The sequence below is a fragment of the Pseudomonas rhodesiae genome, assembly GCF_007858255.1.
In the GTDB taxonomy this organism is placed as follows: domain Bacteria; phylum Pseudomonadota; class Gammaproteobacteria; order Pseudomonadales; family Pseudomonadaceae; genus Aquipseudomonas; species Aquipseudomonas rhodesiae.
Genome location: NZ_VFEU01000023.1, coordinates 1 through 20,320, shown reverse-complemented (window position 1 = coordinate 20,320; position 20,320 = coordinate 1). Strand labels below are relative to the sequence as shown.

Sequence of the window (20,320 nt, the reverse complement as noted above, 5' to 3'; positions counted from 1 at the left end):
TACCGCGCTCAGCGATAAACCGGGAAATCAGCGCACAGGGCAGACACGTGCTTGGCCACGTTGGCCTCGACATCGGCGTCGCCGAGGTTGTCGAGGATGTCGCAGATCCAGCCGGCCAACTCGATGCACTGCGGCACTTTGAAACCACGCGTGGTCACCGCCGGGGTGCCGATGCGCAGGCCCGAGGTCACGAACGGCGACTGCGGGTCATTCGGCACGGCGTTCTTGTTGACCGTGATATGGGCGCGACCGAGGGCGGCATCCGCCTCTTTGCCGGTCAGGCCCTGACGGATCAGGCTGACCAGGAACAAGTGGTTATCGGTGCCGCCGGACACTACATCGTAGCCGCGTTTGATAAACACGCTGGCCATGGCCTGGGCGTTGTCGATCACTTGCTGCTGGTAAGCCTTGAAACCCGGTTCCAGCGCTTCCTTGAAGCACACCGCCTTGCCGGCGATCACATGCATCAGCGGGCCGCCCTGGGCGCCAGGGAACACGGCGGCGTTGAGCTTCTTCTCGATCTCTTCGTTGGCCTTGGCCAGGATCAAGCCGCCACGCGGACCGCGCAGGGTTTTGTGGGTAGTGGTGGTGACCACATCGGCGTGAGGCAGCGGGTTCGGGTACAGACCGGCGGCAACCAGGCCGGCGACGTGGGCCATATCGACGAACAGCAGCGCGCCCACCTTGTCGGCGATCTGACGGAAACGGGGGAAATCCAGGGTCTTGGAGTAGGCGGAGAAACCGGCCACCACCATCTTCGGCTTGTGCTCCACCGCCAGGCGCTCGACTTCGTCGTAGTCGATCAGGCCGGTGTCGGTGTTGATGCCGTATTGCACCGCGTTGTACAGCTTGCCCGAGGACGACACTTTGGCGCCGTGGGTCAGGTGACCGCCGTGGGCCAGGCTCATGCCGAGGATGGTGTCGCCGGCATTGATCAGCGCCAGGTACACCGCGCTGTTGGCGGACGAACCGGAGTGCGGCTGCACGTTGGCGTAATCGGCGCCGAACAGTTGCTTGGCGCGCTCGATGGCCAGGGCCTCGACTTTATCCACATGCTCGCAGCCACCGTAGTAGCGCTTGCCTGGGTAGCCTTCGGCGTATTTGTTGGTGAGGCCGCTGCCTTGGGCTTCCATCACCCGCTTGCTGGTGTAGTTCTCTGACGCGATCAGCTCGATATGATCTTCCTGGCGCTGCTCCTCGGCATTCATCGCCGCCAGCAGTGCGTCGTCATATCCCTGAATCTGGTCTTGTTTGCTGAACATCGCGTCTCTCCCAGCCTTTCGTATTGTTAAGGCCCTCGCAGGGCCCTTTGATGCGATGGTAGGGCTGGCGTAGACAGGTCAAATGCCTGCGCACGCCACGCAAAGGTGCGTTTACGACATTACCGAATCAACACCAAATAAATGTGAGAGGGGTTAGGCAATGATGTGGCGCAGGAGTAGCAGCAGGAGGAAGTGCGTGGGATACAGGGCGTAGGCCCAGCGGCGCATTGCTGGCGGCGAGGTGCTGTGGGCATGTCGCAATAAGACCAACCCCGCCCATGGCGCAATCAGGCACGCGACCAGCCCCAACAGCGCCACCGGCGTGCCGCTATTGAGCAGGATCTGCCATTGATTGGCGGCCACGCAGACCAACCCTGGCAACACACTGAAATACCAAGGCCGGCGAAATACCAGCAACATCGCCAGCGGCAGCAATACACCCAACAAACCGAACATTAAGTGCGCTGAAAATACCGCCGCTATCGTGACCGCGATCAACGCCAATCCTCGATCAATAAACGTCTTCTGCTGCCATCCTCGGGCAACCAGCAGGCCCAGCGCGAGGGTCGGCAACACGTTCAACGTATCGGCATCCTCGATAAACAAGCGATACGGCACTTCGCTGATCACGCTGAACAGCAGCAACCAGCCCAGGTAGCGCCATTGACCGGTTACCGGGGCGTTGCGAACCCGGTGCAGGTTCGCCGCAATCGCCAGGCAAAACCACGGGAACGCCAGCCGACCCGGCACGTACAGGCCGTCCAGGCTCAAACCGACATAACGCAGGTGATCCAACACCATACTGAACAGCGCCAGCCACTTGAGCAGGTCCAGAGCGCCGTCTCGGATGGGTCCGACAGGCAAGGTGTGAGCGCTGTGCATAATTCCCCAGTGACTTTGCATTTACAGTGCGTGCGCACGCCCAACAATCTTGGTTACAGTGCGCACCAATATCGACCACAGGAACGGGCCATGACCGACAAGAGCCAACAATTCGCCAGTGACAACTATTCGGGCATCTGCCCGGAAGCCTGGGCCGCCATGGAACAAGCCAACCACGGCCATCAGCGCGCCTACGGCGACGATGAATGGACCCACCGCGCCGCCGACGGTTTCCGCAACCTGTTCGAAACCGACTGCGAAGTGTTCTTCGCCTTCAACGGCACCGCGGCCAACTCCCTGGCGCTGTCGTCTTTGTGCCAGAGCTACCATAGCGTGATTTGCTCGGAAACCGCCCACGTCGAAACCGACGAATGCGGCGCGCCGGAGTTTTTCTCCAACGGCTCCAAGCTGCTCATCGCCCGCACCGAAAACGGCAAACTGACCCCAGAGTCGATCCGCGAGATCGCCCTCAAGCGCCAGGACATCCACTACCCCAAACCCCGCGTAGTTACCCTGACCCAAGCCACCGAAGTCGGTAGCGTGTACACCCCCGAGGAAATCCGCGCCATCAGCGCCACCTGCAAAGAGCTAGGCCTGAACCTGCACATGGACGGCGCGCGCTTCTCCAACGCCTGTGCGTTCCTTGGCTGCTCGCCGGCCGACCTGACCTGGAAAGCCGGGGTGGACGTGCTGTGCTTTGGCGGCACCAAAAACGGCATGGCCGTGGGCGAGGCGATCCTGTTCTTCAACCACAAGCTGGCCGAAGACTTCGACTATCGCTGCAAACAGGCCGGCCAACTGGCCTCGAAGATGCGCTTCCTCTCCGCGCCTTGGGTGGGCCTGCTGGAAAACGACGCCTGGCTCAAGCACGCCCGCCACGCCAACCACTGCGCGCAGTTGCTGAGCAGCCTGGTGGCGGATATTCCCGGCGTGGAGCTGATGTTCCCGGTGCAGGCCAACGGCGTGTTCCTGCAACTGTCCGAACCGGCCATCGCCGCGTTGACAGCCAAGGGCTGGCGCTTCTACACCTTCATCGGCAAAGGTGGGGCGCGCTTCATGTGCGCGTGGGATACCGAAGAAGAACGCGTAAGGGAACTGGCCGCAGATATCCGCGAAGTGATGAACGCCTGAGACGGGCGAATAGTGGCGCTGTGCCGAGACTGTTATTTGTTATTTCCGACAGCAACACAGCGAGTTTTCATTGACTAGCCTCTTGGAACCCGCGAGGAAATCGCCGCTGCAGCGGCTGCCCTCGCGGGTATTACCACCCGCCGAACAATCGGCTGGAAACGGAAATCCAGAAGAGGTTTGACTCATGGAATATCAAAGCACCGGCAATACCCTGAAAAGCGACGGCACTGTCACCACCACCGTTATCGACTGGGACGAGTTCAGAAAAACCGCCCAAGTCGGCGACACCATCCGCGAGCCGTCGAGGACGTTGCGGATCTATGACAAAGTCTATGAATTGACAGCGTCAGGCCAGCACTTCGTGGTGCATATCTATGCCCAGTGATCGTTAACACTTGAGACTCGCGTCGCAGCCCAGTACTGCGACGCAGAGCTAGCAGATGCCTCCCTTCTCGCCGGCTTTTCGATATCGCCGTACGGTATAAAAACTCGACATATAAACTCTGCCGCAATTGCAATTAAATGACTGCCGCAATGTTAAATAGTAATTGGGACAAGCAGTTATCCCAACCCACCGCCCGCCATAACAAAAGCCAAAGCGAAAAACAAGCTGTCACTATTCACAGTTTACTACTCCACGAAAATTGTTAATTCTCACGGTGCGCGCACTCGAATAAACACCCACTCAAACTAATTGAAGGAGTTTTAATCATGACAACTCAAAAAGCGGCTCCTATTCCGTATTCAGTCCAAACAACCAAAGAAAAACTTATTCTGGCCGTAAGGGAAAACGATATCATTGAAATAGATGGCCGAACTGCTCACGCAAAAAATGTGAAATACACGTTTAATTCAAATGGCGAGTTCATTAAGTCTTTTACGGTAGACCCTCATCAACCTTAAGTAATAAAAACGCTAATAGCACAGGGTTCCTCTTGTTCACCCTGCGCTATTAGTGACCCAATCAAAACTCACCCAACATTGGCGGTTATCGCCGTGTTTCAGAACTCAATCCGTACATCCCCCTTCGGCACACTGCAGCACGACAGGATGTAGCCTTCGGCTTCATCATCCTCGGTGATCCCACCGTTGTGCTCCATCTCCACTTCCCCACCCAGCTTCAGCACCTTGCACGTGCCGCAGATGCCCATGCCGCAGGCTTTGGGGATCATCAGGCCAAGCTTGGCGGCGGCGGCGTGTACGGTTTCGCCCGGCGCCACGCGGATGCTCTTGCCCGAGGTAATGAACTCCACCTGGTGCAGGTCCGCCAGGTCGACTTCCGGCGCGTCGGCGGCTTGTTCGGCTTGCTCCACCGCATCGGCGCGGGCTTCGGGTGGCGTGGCGCCGAAGGATTCCTCGTGGTAGCGCGTCATGTCGAAACCGGCGGCTTCCAGCAGGCGCTTCACGGCGGTCATGTAGGGCGTTGGGCCGCAGCAGAACACTTCGCGCTCCAGGAAGTCGGGCACCATCAGTTCGAGCATCTTGTGGTTCAGGTAACCTCGGTAACCGGCCCATGGTTCGCCCAGGCCGTGCTTTTCGCAGATCAGGTGCAGGCTGAAGTTATCGATCCGCGACGCCATGTGCTCCAGCTCGCGGTGGTAGATGATGTCTTTAGGCGAGCGGGCGCTGTGAACAAAGGTCATGTCGACATTGGCATTGGTGTCGTAGAACCAGCGCGCCATCGACATCACTGGCGTAATCCCCACGCCGCCGCTGAGGTACAGCACTTTCGGACTGGGGAAGTCGATGGCGTTGAACAGCCCCACCGGTCCGTGCACCGCCAGCTCCTGGCCTTCATGCAAAGTGTCGTGCAGCCAGTTGGACACCTTGCCGCCAGGCACACGCTTGATGGTCACCGAGAAGCTGTAGGGCACCGATGGCGAGCTGGAAATGGTGTAGGAGCGCATGATCGGCTGCCCGTCGATTTCCAGCTCCAGAGTCACGAATTGCCCTGGTTTGAAAAAGAACAGGATCGGCTGGTCGGCCATAAAGCAAAAGGTGCGCACATCCCAGGTTTCCTGGATGACTTTGACGCAACGGACGATGTGTCGACCATTGGCCCAGGTCTGGGTGGTTACCGGATTCAGGAAATTATTGGACATGTTGTTCTCCACCGCCGAGGTCGGCCTTATGGTGGCGATTCTGCGTAACGCGAGAACCGCCCACTTACCTATCTGCGACATTCACATACTTATCGCGACCAGCCCCCATACCACGGGGCTTGCGCGTCGGGATCAGAGTGGGCCATGTCGCTCATGGATAAGGTTCGCCGCATCAGCAGCCCCACACTCGCTCCCAACAACGACGCTTTCTTTACGCCTTGCTGCACACCTGATCAGCCACTATTCGCCGGCCACACAGAATGGCCATGAGGACCTACACGATGGACGTCACCGCAACCTTAAGCTTGGGCGATCCGCTGGAACCCGCACGCAAGGCCACCGCGCAAATGCTGCAAGAGCGCGAGCGCACCTTTTCGCTGCCGCAGCCGTTCTACTGCGATGAGCGTTTGTTCGATATCGACATGCAGGAGATCTTCCAGAAAGAGTGGTTGATCGCCGGCATGACCTGCGAGATTCCGACCAAGGGCAACTACCTGACCCTACAAGTGGGCAAGAACCCGATCATCGTGATCCGTGGCGCCGAGGGCGTGGTGCATGCGTTCCACAACGTGTGCCGTCACCGTGGCTCGCGCCTGTGCACCAGCGACAAGGGCAAGGTGGCCAAACTGGTCTGCCATTATCACCAGTGGACCTACGAACTGGACGGCCGCCTGCTGTTCGCCGGCACCGAGATGGGCGCCGACTTCGACATGAAGCAATACGGCCTCAAGCCGGTCAACGTGAAGACCGCCGGCGGCTATATCTTCATCAGCCTGGCCGAAAACCCGCCGGCCATCGATGACTTCCTGTCGACCCTGAACCACTACATGGAACCCTACGACATGGAGAACACCAAGGTGGCGGTGCAAACCACCTTGATGGAAAAGGCCAACTGGAAACTGGTGCTGGAGAACAACCGCGAGTGCTACCACTGCGGCGGTTCGCACCCGGAGCTGCTCAAAACCCTGCTGGAATGGGACGACGTCACCGACCCACGCGCCGACCAGGCATTCAAGGACCACGTCGCCGCCTCGGCCGCTGCCTGGGACGCCGAGAAGATCCCGTACGCCCACGCCAGCTTCGGCCTGCGTAACCGCATCGTGCGAATGCCGCTGCTCAAGGGCACCGTGTCGATGACCCTCGACGGCAAACAGGGTTGCGCCAAGCTGATGGGCCGCATCAAGAACCCGGACCTGGGATCGATGCGCATCTTGCACCTGCCGCACTCGTGGAACCACTGCATGGGCGACCACATCATTGTGTTCACGGTGTGGCCGATCAGCGCACAGGAAACCATGGTCACTACCAAGTGGCTGGTACACAAGGACGCGGTCGAAGGCGTGGACTATGACGTGGAGCGCATGCGCCAGGTCTGGGACGCCACCAACGACCAGGACCGTCGCCTGGCCGAAGAGAACCAGCGCGGCATCAACTCCACGGCCTATCAACCGGGCCCATACTCCAAGACTTATGAGTTCGGCGTGGTGAACTTCGTGGACTGGTACAGCGAGCGCATGCTGAGCAACCTGGGCGCGGCACCGGCGCCTTACCTCAAAGGCGTGGCGGCACACGAATAAACGCTCCTGATCGTTGGAAATGTGGGAAGGGGCCTGGCCCCCTCCCACAATCGAACCTCGCACTGCTTACTATTTGATCAGTTCCCTCCCAGCCCCCTACCCGCCTGCCTTCCAGCCTTTGCCCAACAACTTATCCACAAAGCCACCCACAGCAATTGTGAGCAACTGCGCCAACTACCCGAAAATAAGTGAAGAAAATCCGTGACTTATTCAAGTTACGGGTTGGGACGTGCATTTGATCATTTTTCGATCAACTCGCTACAACCCAATAAAATCGTGGCTTGCAGCACTACGCGAACACCTTATCCACAGAAGCACCAACAGAGTTTGGGGGCAACTTGCACAGCACTGTGGAAAACCGCGGCAACCCTGCATAAATCCAGGCTTTGGCACTGCTCCAGCGCTTCAGCCAAGGAATTGATCACTTTTTAATCATTTCGATCAAAGCCTTTATCTTTAAGGCCTGTAGCCGATAGCGAACATCTTATCCACAGAAGCGCCAACAGACTTTGGGGGCAAGTACACATACCCCATCACGCTTATCCACACGGAAAACGCTTCAAAAACCGAGGCTTAGCCTGGCTGTTTTTCATACAGCAGGCTGCAGCCCTTAATTTACCTGAGCTACAGGCACCCACGAACACCTTATCCACAGCCAGACGCACAGCGATTGTGGGTAACGTGCTAGGCGGTATTCGTCTGTACAAAAAATACTCAGCATCTACACTCACCTTTGCAGTTAATTTCACAAGCCTGGGTTAACGCGGAAGTCCTTGGCGGGATAAACGGGAGGAACAACAGTGATGTGGCAGGGCACACCCAGCCATCACTGCGCCAAAGGTTTTACGCTGATTGAATTACTACTGACGCTGGCCTTACTGGCCACGCTGGCGACAGTGGCTTATCCGCTGACGGCATTGATGGGCAAACGCGACCGAGAACTCGACTTGCAACGTTCGTTGCGAGAGATACGCCGCGCCATTGATTCATACAAAGAAGCCAGCGACGACGGGCGCATCGAAAAGAGCGTCACTGACAGTGGTTACCCGCCCTCTTTGCAGACATTGGTCGATGGCGCCACCGACCAGACCAACTTGCAAGGTCAAAAACTCTATTTTCTGCGACGCATTCCTCGCGATCCTCTCTGCGAATGTCCCGAACTGGCAGCAGAAAAAACCTGGCAATTGCGCAGTTACAAGAGCAGCGCCGATAACCCACAAGAGGGAGAAGATGTATTTGACGTTTCATCCCGCAGCACTCGGGAGAGTTTGAATGGAACGTTGTACAGCCAGTGGTGAGCGCGGTTTTACCCTGATCGAATTGCTGGTGGTGATGGCCATCATCGCCACACTTATGACGCTGGTCACCCCCCAGTATTTTCGCCAGCACGCCAAGGCCCAAGAGACGGTGCTGCGCCACAACCTCTCCACCATTCGCCAGGCGCTGGATCAATACCGCGAAGACCACGGCGATAACCCCGACTCCTTGCAAGCCCTGGTGGACCGCCGCTACCTGCGCGAAATCCCTCTGGACCCGCTGACCGGCAAGCGCGACACCTGGCAACTGCAACCCTCCGACGAACAAGGCCTGGGCGACGTACGCAGCGGCGCACCGGGCACCGCTAACGATGGGACGGCCTATGCAGACTGGTAAGCAGCGCCAGCACGGCTCGGTGTTCATGGGCATGCTGGTGACGGTGGCCGTCGTGGCCGTGATGCTGATGGAGACGGGCACGCTGTGGTCCAGCGTGTTGCAGCGCGAACGCGAACTGGAACTGCTGGCGCGCGGCAACGAAATCCGCCGGGCCATCGGCCTGTACTACAAGGCCGGCAATGCCTTTCCCAAGTCCCTCGAAGACCTGGTGCTGGACCGGCGCCAACCGACCGTCAAGCGCTACCTGCGCCGGGTCTACACCGACCCGCTGACCGGCACCACCGAGTGGGGCGTCGTGCCAGGACCGGGCGACACCATCATGGGCGTGTTCAGCCAGGCCAAGGGCACGCCGTTCAAGCAAGGCAACTTTGCGGTCATCAATCAAAGTTTTACAGGGCAAGGCAGTTATCAAGGGTGGGTGTTTCTGTATGGCTCTGTACAGAGTAACCCTGCAACCCGCGTCACTCCTCTGGGAGATCAGCCGACTCAATGATTTCAACGATATGAACACACTGATCGTTCCAGCAGTTCGGAACTTGTTTATCTGGATTGAAGGTGGACTAGAGCATGAATAAGTACATGAAGAGTTTTATCAAATGGACAGTGCCTGCTTTGTGTTTGGTACCGACCTTGAGTTGGGCACATGGTGCTCTGGATATCCCGGCATCACGTGCGGTGAATTGCCAGGCTACCGGAGGCTACTGGCAATCAGAGGATGGGTCCTCCATTGTGGATAAAGGTTGCCGAGAATCAGCCAAGCTATTTGATACCCGTGCCCAAAAAGCATTCGCCGCGCAACAATGGCATGAGGTTGCACACATCCCGGGGATTAATAATCCGTCGCTGGATCAGATTAAAGCCATTATCAAAGACGAGCAGATCTGTGCTGCAAATGACCCCAGAAAAGCCAGCCTGGATTACCCAACGCCCTACTGGACCAAGACTGACGTGACGTCCGGACAGCCGCTGACCCTCCGACTTATTGGCACTGCCCCCCACGTACCCAGCAAGTTCTATGCATTTGCCAGCAAACCAGGCTTCAATTCGGCCACGGACAAATTGAAGTGGAGCGATCTGGTGCAGTTGGGCCAGGAAGAGATATTTAACGTTGCGAAAACAAACTGGCAAACGCCACCCAGACTACCCGGTGCATCGGGCTACTTCGAAATAGTAAGAACTATCCCGAATGGGCTTTCGGGCAATGGGTTGATTGTCGGCATCTGGGTACGGGACGACCCGAATGGAGAGTTTTTCATTTCGTGCTCGGACGTGAACTTCACAGGTGGAGGTGTGCCTGAGAAATTTCACAATATCGGCACGTTTATCAATGGCGACATGAGCACCCTCAAACCTGGCGACTCCGTGCACTATCGGATTTTTGGCAACGATGGGGCAAAAAAAGAACTGGTCGATATCATTCATAAAATCAGCGCAGCAAATCTGCCGTCTGTTCAATGGGGCAAAGAAATAGCCGACCAAGTCAATCCCTCCATCGCCAAAATCGGCGAGCTAGAGGGCTCGATCGTTACTTACAACGTGCAAAACCCTTTAAGCAACTCGACTTATGCCACTCAACAAGGTTACAGCCAGGCGATGTCGATCATTGCAGGTGAAGGCCCGGGCCCTGTTAATCCGGCGCCACCCGTAGCACGGGTCACAGGTCCCACCGCATTGAAGTCGGGCGAGACCTTCACATTCAGCGGCACTACGTCAACGGGGAGCAATGGCCCGTTGTTGTATCAATGGGCCGTCCCCGGAATGACGGGCGCACAGAATGGCGCGACCATCAGCGGCAAGGCCTACCAAGTCACAGAAGTAACCACGTTTGAAGCACGATTGAACGTTCGGGACCAGCAAAACGGTAAAACCAATCAGGCGAAGCTCGCCTTTACCGTAGAACCTGCAAGCGGAGACACGGATTACCCTCAGTGGAAACCGAATGGCGGCTACAACAGCGGCTCACAAGTATCCAATTATGGAGTGAAGTACCGGTGCAAACAGGGATCGGCAGGCGCATGGTGCGGGCAGAATGAAAATGAACCCGGCAAACCCGGTTCCACTTTCTGGCAGCGCGCATGGGATGTTGTTCCTTAAGCCACTGGCATATGCACTGACTTGATAACAGCAAGTGCCAAACGTTATAGGGCGCCTTACGGCGCCTTATATCGCGCAACGCTACAATTGGAAGCAGTACTGGTTATAACGCAGTCCTACCGGCGGTGCCCGCTTCCCCAGCGGGCCGGAAGAGTTGATCACAACCGCCGAGTATCGCCATGCGCACACGCACACTTATCACCCCCTTCCAACGCGCCTTTACGCTGCTGGAACTGCTGGTCGTCCTGCTGATCATCGCCCTGCTCGCCGGCTATGTCGGACCCAAGATGTTCGATCGCCTGGAGCTGGCCAAGGTACAAACCGCCCAAGGCCAGATGAAGTCCCTCGCCGATGCGTTGAACCAGTACCGCCTGGACAACGGCAACTACCCCGACGAAACCCTCGGCCTGAATGCGCTGACCACGCGGCCCGCCAATGCGGGCAATTGGCAGGGGCCTTACTTGAAGACGTTGCCGCCTGACCCCTGGGGCAACCCATATCTCTACAAAAACCCCGGCACCCCGCCCAACGACGCCGAGATCATCTCCCTGGGCCGCGACGGCAAGGCCGGTGGTATCAACACCTACGCCGACATTGTCTACGGGCTGTAACGGACCATGTGCGCGCTGCGGATTGTTCTGCTGCTGCTGTGCCTTTCGGGCACCGCCCAGGCCAATTGCTGGCAACTGGCGGCCAGTCGTTATCACGTTGATCCGCTCTTGCTGTACGCCATCGCCAGGGTCGAGTCCGGCCTCAACCCACGTGCGCGCAATATCAATGCCGACGGCAGCCAGGACATCGGCCTGATGCAGATCAACAGCCGCCACTTACCCGCACTGGCGCGGTTCGGCATCACCGAACAGCACCTGATCACCCAGCCTTGCACCAGCGTGATGGTCGGCGCGTGGATCCTGGCCGGTTTTATTCGCGAAAAGGGCTACGGCTGGCAGGCCGTAGGTGCTTACAACGCCGGGCCCAAGCCGGACCGCGAGGCGCGCCGCACGCGTTACGCACTGGCAGTGTGGCGTTACTACGACGAGTTGCTGCAACAGCGCCGGCAACTGGCGAGGCAAACGCCATGATCGAAATAGACGCCCGCATCATCCGCGACGGTCATTTGCAGTCCCTGCACCTGCAAGCCGTTGACCTGGCCCAGGCGCGCCAGCAATTGCAGGCCGACGGCGCCCAGGTCATCTCGCTCAAAGCCCGTCGCCAACTCAAATTGCCGAGCCGGCGCTCCAAGTTCGCCCTCGGCTTGTTCATCCAGGAATTGGTGGTGCTGCTGGACGCCGGCCTGGTGCTGGTAGAAGCGGTGGAAACCCTGCGCGACAAAGCACCGCCGGGGATCAATCGGCAGGTGATGAGCGAGCTACTGGCCTCGATGTATGAGGGCAACTCGCTGTCCAGGGCAATGCAGCTCAAGCCGCAGACGTTTCCTTCATTGCTGATCGCCACCGTGGCGTCCTCCGAACACAGCGGCCAATTGGCCGTGGCCCTGCGCCGCTACCATCACTTTGAAGCGCATTTGGAAACCGTGAAAAAACGCGTCAGCGGTGCCCTGATGTACCCCTTGGTAGTGCTTAGCGTGGGTGCGTTGATCCTGTTGTTTTTGCTGTTCTTCGTGATCCCGCGTTTCGCCTCGGTGTTCGACGCCGTCGCCGACTTACCCGCCACTGCGCGCTTCATGGTGTGGTGGGGCGCGCTGGTGGACGCACGCGGCATGGAGTTGCTGATCGGCCTGGCGCTGGCGGTGGGTGCGCTGGTGCTGCTGTTTCGTAGCGCCGGATTCAAGCGTCGCGTGGCCGAGCTGTTCTGGAAGATTCCCAGCCTGGGCGCCCAGCGCACGCTGTTCATCCTGGCGCGTTTCTACCGCACGGCGGGCATGTTGCTGATGGGCGGGATGCCGGTGGTTACGGCGGTGGAGCTCTCCGGCGCCTTGCTGCCGGTAGAACGCCAAGCGGCGCTGCGCCAGGCCATGATCGATATCCAGGCCGGTCAGCCACTGTCCACCTCCCTGGCCCGCCACCAACTGACCACCGCCGTCGCCGAACGCCTGTTGCGGGTAGGCGAGCAAAGCGGCGAATTGGCAGCGATGTGCGAGCGCATCGCGCAGTTTCACGATGAAGCCTTGGAGCGCGCCATCGAGCTGTTCAGCAAGGTCTTCGAGCCATTGTTGATGCTGGTGGTGGGCGGGCTGATCGGCCTGATTGTCTTCATGTTGTACATGCCGATTTTTGAACTGGCAGGTTCCATCCAGGGGTGACGCAATGAGCGACAACACGCACAAGTGGCAGGCGCTGGCGAGCCAACGGGGCATCACATTGGCGGCCTACCTCACCGAATTGCTCAACACCGCTCCAGACCAACTGCACACGGTCGCCGAGCCGTTGGGGCTGCTCGCCATCGGCCCTGAGCAGCTCAGCGGGGACTGGCGTTTCGACCTGTTGCCCCTGCCCCAGGCCCTGATGCATAACGTGCTGCCTCTGGATCACCTGGGCCAACCCTGCCTGGTGCTGGGCGACCCCTTTACCCTGGCCAGCCGACACTGGTTGCAGTCTTCCAGTACCTTGCGCCAACTGCCTCTGGCCATGAGCCTGCCCGGCGCGGTCAACGCCCAGTTGACCAAAGCCGAAGCCAGCCAGCGGGTGATGCAACCCTTCGGCGAAGACGACCCTGACGCACCAATCGGCCAGGCCGCCCAGGAAATCTCCTTGAGCAGCATCGCCCGCGACGACAATCCGGTGGTGCGTCTGGTCAATTCCATGCTGTTCGATGCGCTACAAAGCCGCGCCAGTGACATCCATGTGGAAACCACTCCCGGCGGCCTGGTGATCAAGTACCGCATCGACGGCGTGTTGCAGCAGATGGGCCAGGCCAGCGGCATGGACATGGCCGAGCAGGCGCTGTCGCGGATCAAGGTGTTGTCGGAGCTGGATATCGGTGAGCGACGCGTGCCCCAGGACGGGCGTTTCAAGATGAAGATCCAGGGGCGCGAAGTGGATTTTCGCGTGTCGATCATGCCCAGCATCCACGGCGAAGACGCGGTGCTGCGCATCCTCGACAAATCCCAGCGCGGCGAATCCCTGAGCCTGGAGGCCCTGGGCCTGGCCGCCGACACCATCGCCCGCATCCGTGCCCTGGCCAGCGAGCCCTACGGCATGCTGCTGGTCACCGGCCCCACCGGCAGCGGCAAATCCACGACCCTGTATGCCGCGTTGTCGGAGACCAATACCGGCGAGAAAAAAATCATCACCATCGAGGACCCGGTGGAATACGAACTGCCCGGCGTGCTGCAAATTCCGGTCAACGACAAGAAGGGCCTGACCTTTGCCCGTGGCCTGCGCTCGATCCTGCGCCACGACCCGGACACGATCCTGGTGGGCGAAATCCGCGACGGTGAAACCGCGGGCATCGCCGTGCAGGCAGCGCTGACCGGGCACCTGGTGATGTCGTCGGTACACGCCAACAGCGCGTTCAGCGTGCTCGAGCGTTTTACTTATATGGATGTGGACCCGGCGAGTTTCGTCGAAGCCCTCAACGGCGTAGTCGCCCAACGCCTGGTGCGGCGCATCTGCGCGGATTGCGCGGTGGAGGCCGAACCCGACCCGGACATTGCCCGTCTCGCCCAACTGCCCGAGGCCCAGTTAAAGCAAGGCCGCTACCGCGTGGGCAAGGGCTGCGAGGCTTGCCGCCACACAGGCTATCGCGGCCGGCTGGCCCTGGCAGAGGTTCTGAGCATGAACGACACGATCAAGGAGGGACTGTTGGTGCGCAGCTCAGCGTCCACTCTGCGGGAGCTGGCCCGGGAAGCCGGCCATGTATTTATTCGCGACATAGCCCTGGCCCACGCCGCCCGGGGCGACACCACGCTCAAGGAGATCCACCGTGTCATTTCCCTTTATTGAGCATGTGGTGTGGCTGCATCGCGACGCAGCCGAATGGGCCGCACGCGCGCGCTGGCGTGGTGCGCCTGTCTGGCATGCGCAATGCCAGGGTACGCCGCTGGCCGCCTGCGCCGAACTGTTGGAGCAGGCGCCGCGCGGACGCGTGAAGTTCCTCGACCGGGCCACGGTGCTGCTGGGTTTTCCCCATGTGCATTACCTGATGCTGCCCTGGCAACCCGAGGTGTACAGCCCCCAGGACTGGCAAGGCTTGGCCGAGGCAATGTTCAGCCGGCAAGCCAATATCGATGCCGAGCACTGGCAAGTACAGGTCGCCGATAGCCCGTTCGGTCAACCGCGCCTGGCGGTCGCCACACCACGGGAGTTACTGCTGGACCTGCGCGAACTGTTCAAGCTCAACCGCTTGCCGCTGGTGACCTGCACCCCCTTGCTGACGGCGGTCGCCCAACAGTACTGGCGGCACCTGCCTGACGATTGCGTGGTGGCCGTGCCCGAGGCCGGCAGCCTCAGTTGCGTGTATCGACACTTGGGCATCATCGATCAGGTATGCGTGATCCCCACCCAACCCGGCAGCACCTTGAGCGACAACTTGTTTACCGCCGACCTGCTGGTCGAGCGGCATGCCCCGGCCACGCTCGTGGTCAGCAACGCGCCGGCGGAGCATCGTCTGGGGCCCGTGCACCCGTGGCTGGAGGAGGCGCCATCATGAAAGCCAGGCTCGCCGGTATCTGGCAGCAATTGCGCGCGCCCCGTGCACCGCGTGTCGATTTCCAGCGCCCTGCCCCCACCCATCGCGCCCTGGTGGCCGGGCTGTGGTTGATGACGAGCCTGTTACTGGTGAGCACTTGGCATCACTGGCAACGCATGGTGCATCAGCAGCAACAGACCGATGTGCTGGAGCAGCAATTTATCCAACTGACCCGCCGTCAGGAGCAGTTGATTCAGGCGGCCATCCGCTTGTCGCCCCAGCAAAGACAACAACTGGCGAGCTTCGCCCAGCAAAAGGTCACACCGTTTGCCTTGATGGATGGCGTGGCCCAGGCCTGGTCCAAGGAGATCGCCCTGACCCGCGTAGAGGTCAACACCCAGGCCCAATTGCTGCACCTGGATCTGGAGGTCAAACAACTGGGCGATGCCTTTCGCTTCGTGGACCGGCTCAAGGCCCAGCCTGGGGTGCAAGTGAACCTGCAACAAAGCGCACTGAAGAACAACGACCCGCAGCATCCGGTGCAGGTCAAACTCACCGTTGGCGCAGGGTAGCCGGCCATGGACACCCTCGTTCGCCACCTGCCGCGCCTGCGCTGGCACCTGATGCAATGGCGCCAGCGCCTGGGCTTCTGGGGCCTGTTGGCGGTGGGCGTGATGGCGGCGGTGCTGTTGATCGAAGTCGTGCTGATTCAACCGGCCAGCAGCGCCGACAGCCAGCGACGCCAGGCGCTGCAAGCGGGTATCGACGAGCAGCCCCAAGACGTTCAAGTGACTGAACCGGCAGTAGTGGAAGCCCTGCCCACGGCACAAGACTTTGCCCCGCGCCTGGAAAAACTGCTGGGCCTGCTGAGCCAACGCGGTTTCATTATTGAGCAAACCACCCTGGCCTACTCCACGCCGGGGGATACCGGGCTGCAACGCCTGGATGCGCAGATCCCCCTCTCCGGCCCTTACTTCCTGCTGCGCGAGGCGTTGACCGAGATCGCCAAAGAGCCGGCGGTACGCATCGAAAACCTCACCCTGGAGCGCAAGGAAATCACCAGCGGCCTGCTCACCATCGACCTCAAAATCAGAGTGCTGGGGGTGGTGGAATGAAACTTCCGTTGTACCTGCGCATCCTGCTGGTGCTGACGTTGATCGGTTGCGGCTGGCTGTTCTGGCAAGACCAGCCCGAGCCCCTCGACAGCGCACCGGCCCCCGTCACCACCAAGGCAGCGCCGAGCGAGCCGGCGGCGCCCACACCCACCGCCGAACCCGCGGAGACGATCGTCGACCTGTTTCCCATACAGACCTGGACCCCACCGCCGCCGCCCCCGCCGGTGGACAACGCACCGCGCAGGCCGCCAGCGCTGCCCTTCAAGGTCAGCGCGCAATGGCGCTACGAGAACCAGGCGAAAATCGTCGTGCTCAGCGGCAACGGCGCCCAATACACCTTATGCAACCGCTGCTCGGTGCCGGGGCGCATTGTGCCCGGCAAGATGCTGGACGCCCATTACCGCTTGGACAAACTCACTGACACCGCCGTGGTGCTGACCTACATGCCGTTGAAGCATGTCAGCACCCTGCGCCTGGACAAGCACTGACCCGGGAGGGGCACGATCATGCGGCTTAGATGGATTCCCTTGGGCCTGGCGCTGTGCGCAGTGAGTGCGTGTGAAACCCAGCGGGCGATCAAGCAAAGCGATGAGTTGCGCCAACAGGGCGATATCGTGCGTTCGGTCGAGGTGCTGCAAGCCGAGGCCAAGGAAGACCCCGACGATATACAGCTGCGCACCGCGCAGTTCAGCAAGCTGGAGTTGCTGGTGGCCCAGTACAGCCGTGAAGCCAACGCCGCCATGGTGCGTGGCGATGACACCGCCGCTATCCGCGCCCTGGAGACCATCCTCAAGTACGACCCCAGCAACCTGGGCGCACGCCAGCAAATCCAGAGCATCCAGGCGATGAAACAACTGCGCCCGCAACTGGCGCGGGCCTATGAGATGAAACGCTCCAACCCGGTGGAAGCGCTCAACCTGGTGCGCCAGATCATCGCGCAAAAGCCCAACTACCGAGAGGCCCTGGACCTGCGCAACGCCTTGACCCGCGAGCTGGTGAGTGCCGACCACCTCAGCGCCGACCTCTCCGAGGCCATGCGCAAGCCTTTGAGCCTGGAGTTCAGTTCCCAAAGCCTGACCACGATTTTCGAGACCATCGCACGGTTATCGGGGGTCAATTTCGTCATCGACAAAGACGTCAACCCCAGCGCGTCGGCCAGCATGACCGCCAGCCGCACCACCGCCGAAGATGCGCTGAACCTGTTGCTAACCACCCAGGGCCTGGACAAGAAGATCCTCAACAACAACACCGTGCTGATTTACCCAAAGCGCCCGGACAAAGAACGTGAATACCGCGAGCTGGCGGTGCGCACCTTCTACCTCAGCCATGGCGATGCCAAGGTCGTGGCCGCTGAGATCAAGCAGGTGCTCAAACCCAAGGAAGTGCTGGTGGACGAGCGCCTCAACGCCGTGCTGGTGCGCGATGGCCTGGACACCCTGAGTGCCGTGGAAAAACTGGTGGAGGCCATCGATATCGCGCAGTCGGAAGTGACCATCGATATCCAAGTGCTGGAAGTCAGCCTCAGCGACGAACTGAACCTGGGTATCCAGTACCCCGGCAGCATCGGTGTGTCCGTTGGCAACCTGAGCAATGTGCCGGCCGGGCTGGCGGGCATCCCGATCAGCGCCCTGCGCGGCATCAACGGCGACAATATTCTGCTGGATGCCAACAGCACCGAGGCGCGGATCAATATGCTGCAACGCAGCGGCAATACGGTGACCCTGGCCAACCCCAGGGTGCGCGTGCGTAACCGTGAAGAAGCGCAGGTGAACATCGGCGATAAAATCCCGGTGGTGACCACCACCACGGCCAACCAGATCACCACCTCGTCGGTGTCTTACCAGGATGTGGGGCTGCAGATCACCGTCAAGCCGATCATCAGCCTGAGCGATGAAGTGAACCTGGAACTGAACGTGGAGATGAGCCATATCACCAAGCGCATCCCCAGCTCGGACAACGTACCGGCCACCTTTGAACTGGGCTCGCGCGCCACCAAGACCCTGCTCACCGCCCGCAACAATGAGACCCAGGTGGTTTCAGGCCTGATCCGCACTGCCGACGTTGACGAGGGTTCTGGCCTGCCCTGGTTGAGCAAAATCCCGTGGATCGGCAAAAAACTGTTCGGCACCAATGTGAATACCCAGCAGAAAACCGAAATCATCCTGCTGCTGACGCCCCGGATCGAACGCAACCTGGACTTGCCGATTTCCCAGATCAGCACCTTTCACAGCGGCACCGAAGCGCGCAGTTCGACGCAGGGCATGATCCTGCGCGACACCACGGAAAAGATGATCCTCAAACCCACCGGAGGCGACCCGACGCCCGCGCTGCCGCCACCGATGCAGCAACCGGACGCCAACTGGCAGCCCTTGCCGCCGCCGCTACCGGATCTGGTGCCGAAGCCCGAGCCAGCCGCCCCTTAATCTCAGACCCTGAAGAGGATCAAAACTGTGGGAGGGGGCTTGCCCCCGATATAGGTGAGTCAGTCAATGATGCTGTGACTGTCCTACCGCTATCGGGGGCAAGCCCCCTTGTATGTTTAGACTTGAAGGGGTGGGTGGGACTAAAAGCCCGATTCTGACTCTAACCAGTACAGACCGTGGGAGACTTCGTCCCACCCCTTCTACCCAAAAGCGCCAATAAGGAATTCATCGGCAAGGCCGACGATAGAGACAAGTCAGCGCAACGGTAGACCCCAACAAGCTCTTAAACCCTAGCTCCGAGGATTCGTCATGACAATCCTTACTTCGCAAACGGTCGTGGGTGTTGATGTGGCCAAGGCTGAGGTGCTCGTCTATCGTGCCGATCTGCAAACCACACAAGCCATCCCCAATAATCGAACAGCACTCAAACGCTGGCTCAAGACGCTGCCCGCCCAAAGTGGCATTGCCGTCGAGGCCACCAATATTTACCACTTGGACACGGTTGAGTTGGCCCATGAGTTGGGCCATCAGGTCTACGTCGTGGACGGTTATCGCTTGAGTCATTACCGTCGCGGTGTCGGCCAACGAGCTAAAAATGATCCGTGCGATGCTCGTCTTCTAGCTCGGTATCTGGCGCACGAACAGGGTGGGTTACGCGCTTGGAGCCCGCCACCCAAGGCTTACAAGGCCCTGCAAAGTCTGCTTCATCGACGGGCAGCACTGATCAAGGCGCGCGTCAGTCTGGCTCAGAGCTGGGCCGATGAGCCGCGCCTGGAAGAGGAGCTGAAATGTCTGATGGAGACGTTTAAGCACTCGGATTTGGCCATTCAAAAAAAGCTGCGCGACCTGAGCAAAGAGGCTGGAGTCGCCGAAAATATTGAGCGTTGCAAGGCTATTGAAGGCGTCGGAGTACTGACGGCAACCGGATTTGCGACGGCTTTTTTGCGTGGCGAGTTTAAGGATAGCAATGCCTTCATCGCTTTTTTGGGCATGGACTTGAGGGTCAATGACTCGGGAAAAAAGACGGGGAGTCGCAGTCTGACCAAGAAAGGGGATCCGGAAATACGGCGTCTGGCCCACAACTCGGCCATGGCTGCCTGTCGTTCAGCGACCTGGAAACCATTTTATGAAGGGTACCTGGCCAGAGGATTCAAGAAGACTCAGGCCCTGGTAATCCTTGCCCGAAAACTCGCACGGGTGGCGTTCGCCCTGATGAAAAACCAGAGCGAATACCAACCGAATCGGCCGTTGCAGGGTTGTCCTGCAACATAGAATCTCCCACATTGATCACCTTGAGCCGCTTGGGCCGGGGTTACCGGACCTGGTGACGAAGCCCGAGCCAGCCGCCCCTTAATCTCAGACCCTGAAGAGGATCAAAACTGTGGGAGGGGGCTTGCCCCCGATATAGGTGAGTCAGTCAATGATGCTGTGACTGTCCTACCGCTATTGGGGGCAAGCCCCCTCCCACATTGGTCACCTTGAGCCGCTTGG

Annotated in this window: 21 protein-coding genes; 18 read left to right on the top strand and 3 right to left on the bottom strand. The window is 59.6% G+C overall.

The window, feature by feature from the left end; genetic code table 11:
- Positions 1 to 8 precede the first annotated feature (8 nt).
- Together glyA and FIV35_RS23360 are read right to left on the bottom strand one after the other, a co-directional pair.
- A complete protein-coding gene (gene glyA, locus FIV35_RS23365; protein ID WP_034139595.1) occupies positions 9 to 1,262 on the bottom strand; it encodes a serine hydroxymethyltransferase in 1,254 nt (417 codons plus the stop codon).
- Between the two features lie 153 nt (positions 1,263 to 1,415).
- Positions 1,416 to 2,144 carry a TraX family protein gene (locus FIV35_RS23360; RefSeq protein ID WP_034139596.1) on the bottom strand — a complete coding sequence of 243 codons (729 nt, stop codon included), beginning with the start codon at positions 2,142 to 2,144 and terminating at the stop codon, positions 1,416 to 1,418.
- A gap of 90 nt (positions 2,145 to 2,234) precedes the next feature.
- Here FIV35_RS23360 and FIV35_RS23355 point away from each other — a divergent pair, with 90 nt between their 5' ends.
- The 3 genes from FIV35_RS23355 to FIV35_RS23345 all read left to right on the top strand — a co-directional run bounded on the left by FIV35_RS23355 (position 2,235) and on the right by FIV35_RS23345 (position 4,178).
- On the top strand, positions 2,235 to 3,275 hold the full coding sequence (locus FIV35_RS23355; RefSeq protein WP_034101152.1) for a threonine aldolase family protein: 1,041 nt from the start codon (positions 2,235 to 2,237) through the stop codon (positions 3,273 to 3,275).
- Positions 3,276 to 3,459: 184 nt separating this feature from the next.
- Complete coding sequence (locus FIV35_RS23350; RefSeq protein ID WP_034139597.1) at positions 3,460 to 3,660, top strand: hypothetical protein; 201 nt, start codon at positions 3,460 to 3,462, stop codon at positions 3,658 to 3,660.
- Between the two features lie 326 nt (positions 3,661 to 3,986).
- On the top strand, positions 3,987 to 4,178 hold the full coding sequence (locus FIV35_RS23345; protein ID WP_146375074.1) for a hypothetical protein: 192 nt from the start codon (positions 3,987 to 3,989) through the stop codon (positions 4,176 to 4,178).
- A gap of 98 nt (positions 4,179 to 4,276) precedes the next feature.
- Here the strand turns inward: FIV35_RS23345 and gbcB are convergent, their stop codons facing one another.
- Positions 4,277 to 5,377 (bottom strand): glycine-betaine demethylase subunit GbcB, encoded by a 1,101-nt coding sequence (gene gbcB / locus FIV35_RS23340; RefSeq protein WP_034139598.1) that lies wholly within the window; start codon positions 5,375 to 5,377, stop codon positions 4,277 to 4,279.
- A 281-nt stretch (positions 5,378 to 5,658) separates the two neighbouring features.
- Here gbcB and gbcA point away from each other — a divergent pair, with 281 nt between their 5' ends.
- From gbcA to FIV35_RS23255, 15 genes are all read left to right on the top strand, one after another.
- Positions 5,659 to 6,954: a glycine-betaine demethylase subunit GbcA gene (gene gbcA, locus FIV35_RS23330; RefSeq protein ID WP_034139599.1), complete on the top strand. Its 1,296-nt coding sequence runs from the start codon at positions 5,659 to 5,661 to the stop codon at positions 6,952 to 6,954.
- Between the two features lie 803 nt (positions 6,955 to 7,757).
- A complete protein-coding gene (locus FIV35_RS23325; RefSeq protein WP_034139600.1) occupies positions 7,758 to 8,252 on the top strand; it encodes a prepilin-type N-terminal cleavage/methylation domain-containing protein in 495 nt (164 codons plus the stop codon).
- The gene (locus FIV35_RS23320; protein ID WP_034139601.1) at positions 8,227 to 8,607 is read left to right on the top strand and encodes a type II secretion system protein; all 381 of its coding nucleotides are present in this window, start codon (positions 8,227 to 8,229) and stop codon (positions 8,605 to 8,607) included. The genes FIV35_RS23325 and FIV35_RS23320 overlap by 26 nt, the downstream gene beginning before the upstream one ends.
- A complete protein-coding gene (locus tag FIV35_RS23315) occupies positions 8,594 to 9,100 on the top strand; it encodes a type II secretion system protein (RefSeq protein WP_173668945.1) in 507 nt (168 codons plus the stop codon). Before FIV35_RS23320 ends, FIV35_RS23315 begins: the two co-directional genes overlap by 14 nt.
- A gap of 74 nt (positions 9,101 to 9,174) precedes the next feature.
- Positions 9,175 to 10,701 carry a lytic polysaccharide monooxygenase gene (locus FIV35_RS23310; protein WP_052199018.1) on the top strand — a complete coding sequence of 509 codons (1,527 nt, stop codon included), beginning with the start codon at positions 9,175 to 9,177 and terminating at the stop codon, positions 10,699 to 10,701.
- Between the two features lie 179 nt (positions 10,702 to 10,880).
- Positions 10,881 to 11,312, top strand: a complete 432-nt coding sequence (gene gspG / locus FIV35_RS23305) for a type II secretion system major pseudopilin GspG (RefSeq protein ID WP_034139603.1) — start codon at positions 10,881 to 10,883, stop codon at positions 11,310 to 11,312.
- A gap of 6 nt (positions 11,313 to 11,318) precedes the next feature.
- Positions 11,319 to 11,783 (top strand): transglycosylase SLT domain-containing protein, encoded by a 465-nt coding sequence (locus tag FIV35_RS23300; RefSeq protein WP_034139604.1) that lies wholly within the window; start codon positions 11,319 to 11,321, stop codon positions 11,781 to 11,783.
- Positions 11,780 to 12,964: a type II secretion system F family protein gene (locus FIV35_RS23295; protein WP_034139605.1), complete on the top strand. Its 1,185-nt coding sequence runs from the start codon at positions 11,780 to 11,782 to the stop codon at positions 12,962 to 12,964. Before FIV35_RS23300 ends, FIV35_RS23295 begins: the two co-directional genes overlap by 4 nt.
- A 4-nt stretch (positions 12,965 to 12,968) precedes the next feature.
- Positions 12,969 to 14,606: a GspE/PulE family protein gene (locus FIV35_RS23290; protein ID WP_034139606.1), complete on the top strand. Its 1,638-nt coding sequence runs from the start codon at positions 12,969 to 12,971 to the stop codon at positions 14,604 to 14,606.
- Positions 14,587 to 15,312 carry a hypothetical protein gene (locus FIV35_RS23285; RefSeq protein WP_231980887.1) on the top strand — a complete coding sequence of 242 codons (726 nt, stop codon included), beginning with the start codon at positions 14,587 to 14,589 and terminating at the stop codon, positions 15,310 to 15,312. The genes FIV35_RS23290 and FIV35_RS23285 overlap by 20 nt, the downstream gene beginning before the upstream one ends.
- The gene (locus FIV35_RS23280) at positions 15,309 to 15,863 is read left to right on the top strand and encodes a hypothetical protein (RefSeq protein WP_034139608.1); all 555 of its coding nucleotides are present in this window, start codon (positions 15,309 to 15,311) and stop codon (positions 15,861 to 15,863) included. Before FIV35_RS23285 ends, FIV35_RS23280 begins: the two co-directional genes overlap by 4 nt.
- 6 nt (positions 15,864 to 15,869) lie before the next feature.
- On the top strand, positions 15,870 to 16,406 hold the full coding sequence (locus tag FIV35_RS23275; RefSeq protein ID WP_034139609.1) for a hypothetical protein: 537 nt from the start codon (positions 15,870 to 15,872) through the stop codon (positions 16,404 to 16,406).
- Positions 16,403 to 16,894, top strand: a complete 492-nt coding sequence (locus FIV35_RS23270) for a hypothetical protein (RefSeq protein ID WP_034139610.1) — start codon at positions 16,403 to 16,405, stop codon at positions 16,892 to 16,894. Before FIV35_RS23275 ends, FIV35_RS23270 begins: the two co-directional genes overlap by 4 nt.
- A gap of 18 nt (positions 16,895 to 16,912) precedes the next feature.
- On the top strand, positions 16,913 to 18,829 hold the full coding sequence (locus FIV35_RS23265; protein ID WP_034139611.1) for a secretin N-terminal domain-containing protein: 1,917 nt from the start codon (positions 16,913 to 16,915) through the stop codon (positions 18,827 to 18,829).
- Positions 18,830 to 19,138: 309 nt separating this feature from the next.
- On the top strand, positions 19,139 to 20,101 hold the full coding sequence (locus FIV35_RS23255; protein WP_034139612.1) for an IS110 family transposase: 963 nt from the start codon (positions 19,139 to 19,141) through the stop codon (positions 20,099 to 20,101).
- Positions 20,102 to 20,320: the final 219 nt, after the last annotated feature.

Excerpts from the sequence above, each read along its gene's own strand:
- glyA (WP_034139595.1), bottom strand. The coding sequence starts at position 1,262 with ATGTTCAGCAAACAAGACCAGATTCAGGGATATGACGACGCACTGCTG.
- FIV35_RS23360 (WP_034139596.1), bottom strand. The coding sequence starts at position 2,144 with ATGCACAGCGCTCACACCTTGCCTGTCGGACCCATCCGAGACGGCGCT.
- FIV35_RS23355 (WP_034101152.1), top strand. The coding sequence starts at position 2,235 with ATGACCGACAAGAGCCAACAATTCGCCAGTGACAACTATTCGGGCATC.
- FIV35_RS23350 (WP_034139597.1), top strand. The coding sequence starts at position 3,460 with ATGGAATATCAAAGCACCGGCAATACCCTGAAAAGCGACGGCACTGTC.
- FIV35_RS23345 (WP_146375074.1), top strand. The coding sequence starts at position 3,987 with ATGACAACTCAAAAAGCGGCTCCTATTCCGTATTCAGTCCAAACAACC.
- gbcB (WP_034139598.1), bottom strand. The coding sequence starts at position 5,377 with ATGTCCAATAATTTCCTGAATCCGGTAACCACCCAGACCTGGGCCAAT.
- gbcA (WP_034139599.1), top strand. The coding sequence starts at position 5,659 with ATGGACGTCACCGCAACCTTAAGCTTGGGCGATCCGCTGGAACCCGCA.
- FIV35_RS23325 (WP_034139600.1), top strand. The coding sequence starts at position 7,758 with ATGTGGCAGGGCACACCCAGCCATCACTGCGCCAAAGGTTTTACGCTG.
- FIV35_RS23320 (WP_034139601.1), top strand. The coding sequence starts at position 8,227 with ATGGAACGTTGTACAGCCAGTGGTGAGCGCGGTTTTACCCTGATCGAA.
- FIV35_RS23315 (WP_173668945.1), top strand. The coding sequence starts at position 8,594 with ATGCAGACTGGTAAGCAGCGCCAGCACGGCTCGGTGTTCATGGGCATG.
- FIV35_RS23310 (WP_052199018.1), top strand. The coding sequence starts at position 9,175 with ATGAATAAGTACATGAAGAGTTTTATCAAATGGACAGTGCCTGCTTTG.
- gspG (WP_034139603.1), top strand. The coding sequence starts at position 10,881 with ATGCGCACACGCACACTTATCACCCCCTTCCAACGCGCCTTTACGCTG.
- FIV35_RS23300 (WP_034139604.1), top strand. The coding sequence starts at position 11,319 with ATGTGCGCGCTGCGGATTGTTCTGCTGCTGCTGTGCCTTTCGGGCACC.
- FIV35_RS23295 (WP_034139605.1), top strand. The coding sequence starts at position 11,780 with ATGATCGAAATAGACGCCCGCATCATCCGCGACGGTCATTTGCAGTCC.
- FIV35_RS23290 (WP_034139606.1), top strand. The coding sequence starts at position 12,969 with ATGAGCGACAACACGCACAAGTGGCAGGCGCTGGCGAGCCAACGGGGC.
- FIV35_RS23280 (WP_034139608.1), top strand. The coding sequence starts at position 15,309 with ATGAAAGCCAGGCTCGCCGGTATCTGGCAGCAATTGCGCGCGCCCCGT.
- FIV35_RS23275 (WP_034139609.1), top strand. The coding sequence starts at position 15,870 with ATGGACACCCTCGTTCGCCACCTGCCGCGCCTGCGCTGGCACCTGATG.
- FIV35_RS23270 (WP_034139610.1), top strand. The coding sequence starts at position 16,403 with ATGAAACTTCCGTTGTACCTGCGCATCCTGCTGGTGCTGACGTTGATC.
- FIV35_RS23265 (WP_034139611.1), top strand. The coding sequence starts at position 16,913 with ATGCGGCTTAGATGGATTCCCTTGGGCCTGGCGCTGTGCGCAGTGAGT.
- FIV35_RS23255 (WP_034139612.1), top strand. The coding sequence starts at position 19,139 with ATGACAATCCTTACTTCGCAAACGGTCGTGGGTGTTGATGTGGCCAAG.